The following is a 12179-nucleotide window of genomic DNA, read 5'->3' on the forward strand; positions in this document are numbered from 1 at the left end:
CCCCGTTCACCCCCTGAGGCGGGGAGGTTGCCCGCGCGCGCCGCCGCGATGGCCTACCGGCTGGTGATGACCATCACCGACGGGATCCGCCGCGCCACCCCAAAGCGCCTGACCGGTGCGGAGGAAGAGCTCGGCGAGGACGCGGAGAAGATGGCGCCGGGCTGGTCGGCCGACCAGCTGCGCGGCGTCCTCGGCGACGACGTCCTGGCCGAGCTGATGGCGGGGGCGGTCTGGCCGGTGATGTCCCGCCAGCTCGTCGGCCTCCAGCAGGCCGGTGTCGACCTCGGGACGTTTCTGCCGCAGATGGGCCGCATGACCGCCGGAGTCCACCAGGCCGTGGTGGCGAACGCGGCGCGGACGAAGGCGGAGGGCACGGACCGGTGGGCCGACCTCCTTCGTACGACGATGCCCGAGGGCCTGGTCCGCGACGCGATCCTCGCCTCCCCGGCGTGGCCCGACATCGCGGCCGCCATGGCCGGCCTCGACGCCAAGGGCGTCGACGTCGCCCGGATCCTCCTGGACGCGCACGCCGCCGGGGCCGGCGTCGACCAGGCCGTCGCCGCCGTCATCACCGCGGCCGCGACCACAGCTCCCGCCCCCGCCCCGGCCGCGCCCTCCGCCCCTGCCCCCGCTGACGCCCGTGTCCCCGCACCCGCCCCCGTTCCGGGCGCCGCGCCTACTGCCGTCCCCGCCGCGGGCGTCGCTCCCGTCGCTGCTGCGGCGGCGCCGGTGCGGGAAGCCGCTGATCCGTGGGCGCCGCCCGCCAGTACGGATGCGAAGCGCTCCTGGGGCCCGCTCACTGAGGGGTTGAGCGTGCCGCGCGACCTGGACCTCTGCGACCGGGCGAAGGCGCTGGAGCAGCTCGGCGTCAACCGCCTCGGGCACGCCACGATCGTCGGACTCGTCAAGGACGTCCTCCCCGACCAGGAGGTGGGCCTCCTGATCGGCTCCCGCCAAGGGGCCCCTGCTGGCCCACCGGATGGACCAGGTCCGCGACCAGGGCGGCCCCGCACTCCTCGCCGGACACCTGGCCCGCCTCGGGACCGACACCTCCTGGAAGGAGGGCCCGTCGTTCACGGTGGTGGGCCGTCTCGTGGACGCGCCCCTGTACTCCCTGACGACGCCGCCCTCCGCGCCGTCCGCGCCCGCGTCCCGCGTGAGGGTTTCCCCGGCGGCGGCCCGTTCCCGCTCCACCACAACCGCAGCCGCGGCCCCCGGACAGCCGGCCCCGGCCGAGCCGGCGTCCCCGCCCACCGGCGAGTCACCGCGCCCGCCAGGGCGGCGGGACACCGGCGGTGACGCCGCATCCGGCCCCGGGGAGGGGGGTACAGGTCCGGGCACAGGTGGGGGTAGGTGCATGCCGCTTACGGCTTGCATTTTGCCTGTTCAGACCCCCTTTTTCAGGCGCCTTGAGGTCTGACTTATAGGTAGGGAGGGGGTGGGTGGATGGCGGGTCGGGGGAGTTGAGGGGCGGATGGGGAGCTGGGGAGGGCGGGATGAGCGGGGGTGGGTGAGGGAGGGAGCGGGTGTTGGGGTGGCGTTAGCGTGGCGGGATGATCACAGATGTCGCCCTCCTGCGCGAGACGGAGAGGGGGTGTGGTGCCCGTTGCGGGCGGAGCCGCTGTTGTTGCCGTCGCCGCCGTAGGCGGCGAGGACGAGAGCTGCGGTGGTGGTGGCGGCCGAGGCGGTAGCGCGGCTTGGCGGTCAGTTCGGCTCACATGGGATCGTCGCCCTGGCAACCCCGGTGGAACAGGCACGGCTGCCGACGGCCGAATGCGTCACTGAGAGCGAGCGAGCGAGGGCGAAGCGGGCGTGGCCTGCTGCGCTTCGGTCCCCCGGGGTGCCCAGGGGCCCCGTGCCGCCGCAGTGCTGGTACGGCTACGCGCCGGGATGTGCGCCGGGGCGGCTACCGCTGGGCGGGTGAGGCTGAGTACCTGGCGTGTAGGGGCGAAGTGCGCGGCAATACTTACCAGTATGACGACGCATTCGACTAGTACCGCGGAAGCACGGGCCGGCGTGCGACCCTTCGCCGAAGTCGAAGAGGTGTTTCGGCGGCTGGAGGCCGAGGCGGCCGGACCGGATCAACAGACGCAGTTCTCTCGGGGAGCCCTGACCGGGTACCTGTGGGCGCTGGGGCGTGGCGGGCCTGCGCCGATCACTGCCCAATCGGTGGACGAGGCACCCGCTCTGAAGGATCTGACCGCGGAGGTGGACGCTGCGACGGTGCAGATGAAGGATTCCACCCAGCGCACCGTCCCTCGCGACTACATTCACGGGGTGCGCGACGCACTGGCCTGGGTGTGCGGACACACCGACCAGCGCCCCTGAGCGACAAGGTCATCACAGCCTGGGTGTGCCCGCCATTCCCCTCCTGCGGCGGGCACGCTGCTCAGTCCGTTACCCGCCAGGAGCATGTTGGTTGCGGCACCAGGTCCAGCAGCCTCTGGTTCTGTTCCCCGAAGGTGATACGCACGCCGAGCTCCTCGCAGGCGAGGGTCACCGGGGTGAAGCAGGCCGGTGTGGTCACTCTCCACCACCTCGCCGACAACAAGTCGAAGGTGGTGCTCCAGCTCGACTACGACCCTGAAGGCTTCACCGAGAACGTCTGCGACAAGCTCGGCTTCGTCAAGCGCCAGATCATGGGCGACCTGAAGCGGTTCAAGGAGTACATCGAGGACCGCGGCCGCGAGACCGGATCCTGGCGCGGCGAAGTCTGACCAGCCCCTCGCGGTGAACCACACCGTGGGAGTCTTGATCGTTTGCGTTCCGTGGGCCTCATCAATGATCGCGAGGTCGAACGGGGCCATCTGCTGGCCATAAAGCCGGTCTCCGCCCGCCAGGGCGGCCTCCAGCGGCCCGCGAACCTTCCGCTGGTCCACGGGGGCGTCGATGTCCTCGCGGTCCACCAGGAAGGCGTACGTGGCGTACTGATGATCTGCGGGTTTTTGTCGGTGGTGGTTCGGCATCGTGCTGTCAGTGCGGTAGCTGCGGTAGCCGTGCTGGTCAGATGGTCGCGGTGAGTGGTTCGGATGGTGACACGGTTGCCGATCTGGTGCTGACGGTTTTGGTGATGGAGCGGGTCAGCTGGTTGCCGGTCAGTACGGTGTCCGGGCATGGACGGGTTCGGGCCGGGCGGTGTTCGTGCGGGGCGTCATGCCGGTACAACGCCGACGGGGTGAGGCAGCTGCTCCCGTCCTGCCGGTCCCCGCCGAGAGCGCCGGCCCGGAGGCGCCAGCTCGCTACCAAGCCACAGGGCATGCCATTCCCCGCCGCGCCCGCTGCCTGCACGCCCTGCGTACGCGGTATGTACGCTTCGCGGAGCGAGGCGGACCCGTACGGCGCCCCGCCCGGGCCCCGCTACCGCGTCTACTCCACCCCGAGTTCGGCGAGCCGCGGCCAGCTGCGCCCGGTCGAGCCGGTCGCGGCGGGCTTTCCGATCCGTGCCAGATCCCCGCGCGTTGCTCGGCGCCGTCGGGCAGCACTTCGACCACGGAGCGCGCGGGCAGGCCGCCCCCGCCCCTGGTCTATGCCCACTCCATGCCGAGCTTCCGCAGCGCGTCCAGCTGCTCCGCCGCGAGCCTGTCCCGCCTCGACTTGGTGTTGGAGACCCAGACGCCCAGCTGTGGAAGACCGCCCCGGTCTTATGTGGCCGTTCACCAGGGCATCTTCGACGGCCGTCAGGCCGATGCCCGGGCGGCGGAGTGCTTCACTCGTCATTCACGCCCCGCGCGGGCGCCCGGTGCGGCCCCAGTTCCCGTAGGACGTCGCCCAGTTGGGCGGTGGTGAGGGCGGGGCCCGGAAGGGGAGCGGGTGCCGGGCGCAGGCCGTCCAGGAGCAGGGCGAGGGGGCGGTGCCAGGCGTCCGGCGTGGTCGCGGTCGTCAGGGCCGGGACGGCGCGGCCCAGAGCAGCCAGCGCGAACAGGATGTCCGCGGTGGTGACGTCCGCGCGGATCGCGCCCTCCTCCCGCCCGCGCTCCAGCAGGAGTTCCATCGTCTCCCGGTTGTGCGCGTGCACGGCGTCCAGCGCCTCGATGCCCTCGACGTGCGTGGTCATGAGGTCGTTGGTGCCGCGGTCGGCGGCGAGCGTGCCGAAGACGGCCTGGAGATAGTCGTTCAGTCCTGTCCAGGCATCCGCGGCCGCCCGGGCCCGTTCGCCCGCCTCCGTCGTGCCGGTCAACTGGTCGCGGAAGACTGCGTCGACGAGGGCGGCGCGGGTGGGGAAGTGCCGGTAGAGCGTCGCGTTGCCCACGCCCGCCCGGCGGGCGATCACGTCCAGCGGTGCCTGCAGCCCCTGCTCGGTGAACACCTCGTGTCCTGCCTCCACCAGGAGCTGCCGGTTGCGGCGCGCGTCGCGTCGCTGCGGGGCCGTTGCATCACCTGTGCCGACGGTCATCATCATCCTCCGTAAGAAGTGGGGAGGTATCCCCGGTACTGATGCTATCGTCGGAACATGAAGTGGGGACCACTCCCCACTTCATCGCGGGTGGTCCCCACGAGGGAAGGGGCCACCCCCGACTGCGTTCGTTCGTTCGTGCGCTCGGGAGGGCTCGGCGTGAGTGGAAGCAGCAGCGGAACCGCACTCGTACTCGGCGGCGGAGGTCCGGTCGGCGGCGCATGGCTGACGGGGGTGCTCGCCGGCCTCGCGGACGCGGGCATCGACCTCGACCGGGCCGACGTGGTCATCGGCACCTCGGCGGGCGCGATCTTCGGCTCCCGTCTGGCCTGCGGCCGGCCGCCCCGCGAGCTGTACGAACGCCAGCTCGCCGGCGACGACCGCATCGATCTCGACGTCACCACGACCCAGACGCTCCGCTTCCTCTGGGCGGCCCTCGGTTCCCGCGACCCCGAGCGCTCCGTACAGCGCCTCGGCCGCGCCGCCCTGGCAGCGCGCACCAGCCCCGCGTCCGAGATGTACGACGCCGTACGGACCCTGCTGTGCGGGGCGACGGACTGGCCCGCACGGGCCCTGCGGATCGCCGCGGTCGACGCGGTGAGCGGCGAGGTGGGGACCTTCGACGCGGACACGAAGGCCGGCCTCGTCGACGCGGTCGCCGCGAGCTGTGCGGTGCCCCTGGTCTGGCCGCCCGTCGCGCTCGACGGCCGGCGCTGGATCGACGGCGGCAGCCGCTCCACCGCCAACGTCCAACTGGCCCGCGGATACGGCCGGGTGCTGGCAGTCGTCCCCATCCCGAACGCCGTCGGCCCACACCCCAGCGCCCAGCAGCAGGCGGCCGAACTCGCCGCCGGGGGAACCGCCGTCTCCCTGCTGTGCCCCGACCGCACCGACCGCCGCATCATGGGCCGCGACATGACGGCCAACGCCCACATCCCCGCCGCCGCCCGCGCCGGATACGCCCGGGCCACGGCGCTGGCAGCCGGCGTGGCGGACGTATGGCACGGCTGATTCCCGGACGCTTCCCTTACCGAAAGGCCACAGCATGCAGGCGCCCACCCTGGAGGAACTGGCCCCCGACGGCCACGACCTGGCGAGGGACCCGTATCCCGTCTACGCGGCCCTGCGTGCCAAGGGCCCCGTCCACCGCGTGCTCGTTCCGGGCAGCGGGGAATGCTGGCTGGTCGTGACGCGCGACGCGGCCAGGGCCGCGCTTACCGACCCGCGGCTGCGCAACGACATACGGCACTCCTCGTCCTGGCGGACCGACGGCGGCCACGCCCTCGGCCGCAACATGCTCCAGAGCGACCCGCCGCTCCATACCCGCCTGCGCGGGCTGGTGGCGAAGCACTTCACGCCGGGGCGGATCGCCGCCCTGCGGCCGGGGATCGAGGCGGTCGCGGCGGAGCTGCTCGCCGCGCTGCCCCGGCAGGGGACCGCCGACCTGGTGGGCGGGTATGCGCTGCCGTTGCCCATCACTGTGATCTGCGACCTGCTGGGCGTTCCGGTGACGGACCGCTCCGCCTTCCATGACTGGTCGAACGAGCTGGTCATGCCCACCTCGCCGCAGGCGGCGGCTTCTGCGGCCGCCGAGCTGACCGGCTACCTCACCGAACTGACCGCCCGGAAGGCCGGCGCCCCGGACGGCACCCTGCTCAGCGACCTCGCAGCCGACGCGTCCGGCCTCACCGCCGAGGAACTCCTCGGCATGGCCTTCCTGCTCCTGGTCGCAGGCCACGAGACAACGGTCAACCTGATCTCGGGGACACTGCACGCCCTGCTCGCCGACCCTGAACAACTCGCGCTGCTACGCGCCGACGTGAGCCTGGCCCCCGCCGCCGTGGAGGAGTCCCTGCGATACAACTCCCCCGTCCACGCCTCGGCGTTCCGCTTCGCCGCCGAGCCCCTGGACCTCGCCGACACCCACATCCGCGCCGGTGACGCGGTCCAGGTCTCCCTCGCCGCGGCCTCCCGCGACCCGCACCACTTCCCGGACCCCGACCGTTTCGACATCACGCGCCGCACACCGGGCCACGCCGCCTTCGGCCACGGACTGCACCACTGCCTGGGCGCCCCACTGGCCCGCGCGGAGGCCGCGATCGCCCTGCGTCTGCTCATGGAACAGCGCCGCACGATGACCTTCGCCACCGACCCGGCGCACCTGACCTGGCGGACCAGCACCCTGCTCCGGGGGCTGACCGAACTGCCGGTCAATTTTCGCCAGGTCCGCTGAACAGGGGCTGTTCAAGACGGCTCCGACGCCGTGACGAGACCAGCCACAGGGCGATCGTCTCAGCCGCCCTGTGGCTGGTCTCCAAGAGACGAGCAGTCGTCGAAGGGGCCAACGGGGATGGCGGCAGTACACGGCGCGGGCGAGCACGGGCGCTGAACTTCCTTAGTACTTGTTTGCGATCCCCTGATTTGACTGGGCGGACGGCCTAATCTGGTGGGGTGTCTGCTGGCGCTGGGCGGGTTGGTGAGCGTCGGTGCCGGGGGTGCGATGAGGCTCTGGCGCCGGGGGCCGGTCCGGGTGCGGTGTTCTGCTCGTCGGCTTGTCGTTCCAGGTCATGGCGTCGTCAGCAGAGGCTGCGGAAGCGGCTGGCGGCGGTGCAGGACGGGGCCGGCGTGGCGGAGTGCACCGTCTGCGGGACGCGGTGGATCGCCGGGTTGGACCGGCGGTCGAATGCCATGTACTGCTCGGGGCGGTGCAAGGTGAGGGCCTGGAGGGCCCGGAACGAATCGTTCGGCGAACGGTCACGGTAACCGCTGGGCGAACGCCCATCCGGTCACGCTATGTCCAATTCCGTTCAGTTCCACAGGATTTGTTGCGATCAGCGGTTTTCCGGTCTGACGCTGTGAGGGCAGCGGACCGCGTTCCGTCACGGTCTTGAGAGCCGTGCCCGGTCCGCTCTGGGTGGTGAAAGCCAATGCCCGAGAATCACATCGAGGTCGGAAGCGTCAGCCAACAGCGTTACGAGCAGATCGTCGCTGAGCTGCGTGAAGTGGTCGAGCAGCAGTCCCGGGGGTCGTTCGTCATCGGGGACCGTGCCCTGGAGATCGAGCCGATGCGTGAGCACGGCGGACGGACGGCGGGCGAGAGGATTCCAGTCGTCCGCGACTCGCTGACGAGGCTGGCGGAGGACATCGGGTTGTCCTTCAGCGCGGTCAAGGCGGCCCGGTTCACCGCCTCGCGGTGGCCAAAGGAGCGTCGCAGGCCGGACGTCTCGTTCAAGGTCCACCGAATCCTGGCCCAGATCGAGGATGAGGACGAGCGGTTCACCGCAATCTGCACCCCGCCTGAGGGCAAGATCCGTTGGACGGCCGACGAGGCCAGGCGCCGGATCGGCAATCAGGTGGAGACACCCATCTCGCCTGAGGAGAAGGTCAGCGCGATCCATGCCCTGGCCCGCCGACGAGCAGGTGGCCGCGGCGGTGACCACCGAGCTCTTGCGCCATCCGACGGTGGCCGCGCAGGTCAGTGCCGAGGACAAGGTCCGGGTGGTGGAGGAACTTACCCGGGACGAAGGCGTCGCCGCGGCGGTGACCACCGGTCTCCTGAAACGTCCGGCGGTCACGGCCCAGGTCAGCCGGGAGGACAAAGTCCGGGTCGTGGAAGAGCTGACCCGCGACGAGTCCGTCGCCACCGAGGTCACTACCGGTCTCCTGCGCCGGCCGGATGTCGCGTTCAAGGCCATGTCGGATGACCGGGCCCGCCACGAGGTCAATCACGCCCAGGTGGAGCGGGGCCGCCAGGCCCGCGAGCACTTCGAACGCAGCAGCCCGGTCGCGCCGGCGGTCCGCCAGATCGAGCGGACCATGGAGTTCATGGATCTGGTCACGGCCTGCCACTCCTTCGTCGCTGCCGCCGGCCGCACCGTTCCGGGCCTTCGGGACCGCCAACTCGGCGAGGATGAAAGGACCATCGTCCACGAGAACGTCGCCCGCGTCCGGGGTCCATTGACTGAACTAACTCTTGCGTTTTAGCAGGTCAGACCCTGTGTCTGCTAGCTTCCCGCCATGGTTGATCTGAACGATCCCGGGCGGGATCTGACACGTTTCCTGCTGCCCGATGTTGGCCGGTTAGTCGAGACCGGCGAACCGCAGGAGCCCTACCGGCTGCTTGATCCGGCTGGTTTACCGGTCGTGCCGGTCACGTCGTTCTTCGCTGAGTTGCAGGCGGCCAGCAGGCCGGTGACCACGGTCCGGTCGTACGGCATGGATCTGCTCAGGTGGTACCGCTTCCTGTGGGCGGTCGACGTCGCCTGGGATCGGGCGACCCGCCGCGAGGCCCGGGAGTTCTCCCGCTGGCTGCAACTCGCGGACAAGCCGGTTCGGATCCACTGGCGCCACCAACGCCAGGGCATCACTATCCCCAGGCCGAGCGGAGCGAAGCGGGCCGAGCCAGGGGCACCGAATCCGGTGACGGGCAAGCCGACGCCGGGCCGGAAGTACGCACCGACCACCCGCGCACACAGCGAGACCGTGCTGCGGTCCTTCTACGACTTCCACCTCGAAGAGGGCACCGGGCCGATCATCAACCCCTTTCCGCTGGACCGCTTCCGGCGAGGCCGGGCCAATGCCCACCACAATCCGATGGAACCGTTCAGGCAAGAAGGGAAGGGCCGCTACCGGCCGCGCGTGCCCAAGAAGCTCCCGCGCCGCATCCCGGACGAGATGTTCAACGCGCTGTTCGCCGCGTTGAAGTACCACCGCGACCGCGCCCTGCTCTCAGCCTGGGTCTCCACCGGCGCCCGAGCCGACGAAATGCTCACCAGCCGTCAGTTGGACACCGACCCTGGCCAGCAGCTCATCACCGTCGTCCGCAAGGGAACAAGGGAAAGCCAGCCGCTGCCGGCGTCGCCGGATACGTTCGTGTGGCTGCGCCTCTACCAGGAGGATGCCCGGCGCCAGGGCGCCCCGCAGGGGCGGCGGTTGCCGTTGTGGTGGACGCTTCGCCGGCCGTGGAGGCCGCTGAATTACCACGCGGCCAGAGCGATGTTCTGCCGGGCGAACGAGTTGCTGGGGTCGAACTGGACCCTGCACGACCTGCGGCACATTGTCTCTGCTTAGTTTCCGTGTGGCGATTGACTGCAACTGAACAGTTGACCAGGGTGTTTGGGCTTTGCGCTCGGGTGTGTGGTGTTTCTACTGTCAGCGCTCATGATCCTGAACTTCTTCTCGTCCCGGGGCTGGCAGTCCTGGGACATCGAGCATCGGCCGTTGATCCCCGAGGGGATGCCCGTGCTCATCGACGACGACCTGCGCTTCGAGGACGGTCCGGCCGCGCCGCGTCCGACGGCGGTGGTGAACCGATGGCTGAGGGAACTCCCGGTTAGCGGGGCGCCGGCGCCGAGCTCGTGGGAGAACTACGCACGGGTGGTCAAGGAGTGGATGGAGTTCCTGGCCGAGCACGGCGTGGGGCTGTTCGACTCACGCGTACGGCTGAAGGCGGCGTTGAGTCGCTATGTGTCGGCGTACGACCTGAGCTCCCCAGTCGCGTACGGATGAACGTCCCCAGCTATGTCGCGGGTGGGAGTGCGGTTGAGGTTCCTGGTTGAGATCGTCAGGCCGACCGGAGACACTCGCACGATGAGTCGCATGGCATCGCCTGGATCGGTCGAACGAGGTTGGGACGGGCCGTGGTACCGGGTTCGCGCAGAAGCTTTCGAGGCATCGTTCCTGCCCAGCTCAGGCGAGGACCTGGACGCGGTGTGCAACGTCGATGCCGAGGTCATGCTGACGGACGGATCGCGATGGAGCGCGACCGTCTTCACCGTCGCCGAAGTCGCGAGGTTGATGGAGACGTGGACAACCAGCGGAGAGGCCCTGGGCGGCCGATACTTCTGGGTCTCGGATGGCCTGATCGTCCGGGATCCCGGCATCGACAACATGACCCATGTGATCGCCGGGCTGATCGAGGCGGACGAGTTCTCTGCGATCTTCCAGCGATTTGAAGATGACTGATCAGGCCTCCAGCCACCGAGTGCGAAGTGGAATGTCAGGCCACGTCAGTGTCCCGCTCGATGGCCTTAAGGCGGTTCTTGAGGCGGTAGCTGGGGCCGTTGATGGCGATCACGTCGCAGTGGTGCAGAAGGCGGTCGAGGATGGCGGTGGCGAGGACTTCATCCCCGAACACCTGTCCCCATTCGCTGAAGGTCTTGTTTGAGGTCAGGATGATCGAGCCCTTTTCATACCGCTTTGAGATGACCTGGAACACCAGGTTGGCTTCTCCGCGCTCAAGGATCTCGTAGCCCACCTCGTCGACCACGAGAACGCCCGGCCGCAGGTAGGTGCCGAGCTTGTTGGCCAGGCGCCCGGCGGCTTCAGCGGCTTTGAGGTTGCGGACCATGTCGTCGAGGCTGGTGAAGTAGACGGAGTAGCCGGCCCGGCAGGCCGCGACGGCCAGAGCGACCGCGATGTGTGTCTTGCCGACCCCGGGCGTTATCAGCGGGGCGTGAGCCCCTCGATTCTCTGCCTGCGACGAGCGTCACCGCGAGCGTTCTGTGTCGTTGATGCACTGCTATCAACGGGAGTTCTTCAACGAGACGGAACGGCATCAGTGGCACTCAGCTTGGCGGTCCTGCCCTCGGGCGGACGGCGGACGTGGACCGTGGTCGACGAGAAGTACCGGACGGTCGCTCCGGTGGAGGAGTGGCTGGAGGCCCACCGGCTGTTGTGGTCGCCGAACACCGTCCGGGGCTATGCGACCTCGCTGGCCCAGTGGTGGACCTTCCTCGAACAGCGCGAGGAGACCGCGGCCTGGAGCGATGTCGGGGTTCCGGCGGTGGCGGGGTTCTTGTCCTGGCTGCGCAACGGCCGCACGGTCGAACATGCCCTGGTCGTCCCGGAGCACGCTCCGGCACCGGAGACGCTGGAGGCCCGGCTGGCCGCGCTGATCTCCTTCTATCGCTGGCAGGGGGCGGTCTTTTCCGTCCCGGTCGCGGGCCGGCTGATGCGCGGGGCGCCTCGCCGGGCTCCGGCCCGCGGTCTGCTGGCGCATCTGGATGCCCGTTCCGCGCCGGGGCCGTCGTCGCTGGTGAGGGTGCGTCGTCATCGCCATCGTGGGCGGCCGCCGCTGCTGTTGCCATCCGAGATCCAGGCGGTCCTGGACGGCTGCGCAAGGCCGGAGGCCGGCGGTGAGTGGGCGGGCAACCTGCGGGATCGCCTTCTGTTCGCGCTGCTCGCAGAGACCGGCATGCGCCTCGGTGAGGTGCTCGGCCTGCGGATTAGGGACTTCGTCATGGGCCGCGGCAGCACTCCGTACGTCGAGGTCGTCCCGCGCGAGGACAACGCGAACGGGGCGAGGGTGAAGATGATGCGGCCGCGGCGCGTCTATGTCGGCGTCGACCTGGAGCGGTTGCTTGCCGACTACCTCGTCCATCTCGCCGTCCGTGCCGCTGGCGCCGGGCTGGAGATCAGCTCGGACTCGCCGCTGCTGGTGAATCTGGACCGGCCGCCGCTGCTGGCCGCGCTGAAGGAGGGGACGGTGCGGGACAAGACCGCCGCCCTGCGCAAGAAGGGCATCGGCCCTGCATCCTGGACCCCGCACTGGTTCCGGCATACTCACGCGACCGCGTTGTTGCTGGCCGGGACGCCGGAGTGGGTGGTCTCCCGCAGGCTCGGGCATGCGCACGTCCAGACCACGCTCGACCTCTATGGCAACCCTCAGGAATTGCATCAGACGGGCGAGAAATTGCAGGTGACGAGGTCAGGTCAGGGTCCGGCGAGGACTCTAACGTCCTGCAACTTAGCGGCTTGAGCTGGGAGTTTGGAGATCGGATCCCAT

General features: G+C 69.9%; 10 protein-coding genes and 3 pseudogenes. 11 read left to right on the forward strand and 2 right to left on the reverse strand.

Going from position 1 to position 12179, the window contains the following annotated elements:
• The first annotated feature begins 27 nt into the window (after nucleotides 1–27).
• From OTB16_RS14145 to OTB16_RS14160, 4 genes and pseudogenes are all read left to right on the forward strand, one after another.
• Entirely contained in the window at nucleotides 28–1299 is a 1272-nt protein-coding gene (locus tag OTB16_RS14145; RefSeq protein WP_267720484.1) for a hypothetical protein, read from the forward strand.
• A 675-nt stretch (nucleotides 1300–1974) separates the two neighbouring features.
• Nucleotides 1975–2328, forward strand: coding sequence for a hypothetical protein (locus tag OTB16_RS14150; protein WP_267720485.1), 354 nt, complete (start codon nucleotides 1975–1977; stop codon nucleotides 2326–2328).
• A 179-nt stretch (nucleotides 2329–2507) separates the two neighbouring features.
• A pseudogene (locus OTB16_RS14155) lies at nucleotides 2508–2717 on the forward strand (SRPBCC family protein); the annotation flags it as partial.
• A 51-nt stretch (nucleotides 2718–2768) separates the two neighbouring features.
• Nucleotides 2769–3020 (forward strand): hypothetical protein, encoded by a 252-nt coding sequence (locus OTB16_RS14160; RefSeq protein WP_267720486.1) that lies wholly within the window; start codon nucleotides 2769–2771, stop codon nucleotides 3018–3020.
• Between the two features lie 686 nt (nucleotides 3021–3706).
• Here the strand turns inward: OTB16_RS14160 and OTB16_RS14165 are convergent.
• Nucleotides 3707–4393 carry a TetR/AcrR family transcriptional regulator gene (locus OTB16_RS14165; RefSeq protein WP_267720487.1) on the reverse strand — a complete coding sequence of 229 codons (687 nt, stop codon included), beginning with the start codon at nucleotides 4391–4393 and terminating at the stop codon, nucleotides 3707–3709.
• A gap of 159 nt (nucleotides 4394–4552) precedes the next feature.
• On the opposite strand from OTB16_RS14165, the gene OTB16_RS14170 reads away from it, so the two are divergent.
• The 6 genes and pseudogenes from OTB16_RS14170 to OTB16_RS14195 all read left to right on the forward strand — a co-directional run bounded on the left by OTB16_RS14170 (nucleotide 4553) and on the right by OTB16_RS14195 (nucleotide 10357).
• Nucleotides 4553–5404 carry a patatin-like phospholipase family protein gene (locus OTB16_RS14170; protein WP_267720488.1) on the forward strand — a complete coding sequence of 284 codons (852 nt, stop codon included), beginning with the start codon at nucleotides 4553–4555 and terminating at the stop codon, nucleotides 5402–5404.
• 34 nt (nucleotides 5405–5438) lie between these two features.
• The gene (locus tag OTB16_RS14175) at nucleotides 5439–6626 is read left to right on the forward strand and encodes a cytochrome P450 family protein (RefSeq protein WP_267720489.1); all 1188 of its coding nucleotides are present in this window, start codon (nucleotides 5439–5441) and stop codon (nucleotides 6624–6626) included.
• A 694-nt stretch (nucleotides 6627–7320) separates the two neighbouring features.
• Nucleotides 7321–8353 (forward strand): annotated as a pseudogene (locus tag OTB16_RS14180) (DUF6192 family protein); the annotation flags it as partial.
• A gap of 57 nt (nucleotides 8354–8410) precedes the next feature.
• A complete protein-coding gene (locus OTB16_RS14185; RefSeq protein ID WP_267720490.1) occupies nucleotides 8411–9463 on the forward strand; it encodes a tyrosine-type recombinase/integrase in 1053 nt (350 codons plus the stop codon).
• A 90-nt stretch (nucleotides 9464–9553) separates the two neighbouring features.
• Nucleotides 9554–9901, forward strand: a complete 348-nt coding sequence (locus OTB16_RS14190) for a hypothetical protein (protein WP_267720491.1) — start codon at nucleotides 9554–9556, stop codon at nucleotides 9899–9901.
• A gap of 81 nt (nucleotides 9902–9982) precedes the next feature.
• Nucleotides 9983–10357 (forward strand): hypothetical protein, encoded by a 375-nt coding sequence (locus OTB16_RS14195; RefSeq protein WP_267720492.1) that lies wholly within the window; start codon nucleotides 9983–9985, stop codon nucleotides 10355–10357.
• A gap of 34 nt (nucleotides 10358–10391) precedes the next feature.
• Here OTB16_RS14195 and OTB16_RS14200 read toward each other — a convergent pair.
• Nucleotides 10392–10841: pseudogene (locus tag OTB16_RS14200) on the reverse strand (ATP-binding protein); the annotation flags it as partial.
• 162 nt (nucleotides 10842–11003) lie between these two features.
• Between OTB16_RS14200 and OTB16_RS14205 the strand changes: the two are divergent.
• On the forward strand, nucleotides 11004–12152 hold the full coding sequence (locus OTB16_RS14205; protein WP_267720493.1) for a tyrosine-type recombinase/integrase: 1149 nt from the start codon (nucleotides 11004–11006) through the stop codon (nucleotides 12150–12152).
• Nucleotides 12153–12179 lie beyond the last annotated feature (27 nt).

Source organism: Streptomyces antarcticus (genome assembly GCF_026627255.1).
Lineage (GTDB): Bacteria > Actinomycetota > Actinomycetes > Streptomycetales > Streptomycetaceae > Streptomyces > Streptomyces antarcticus.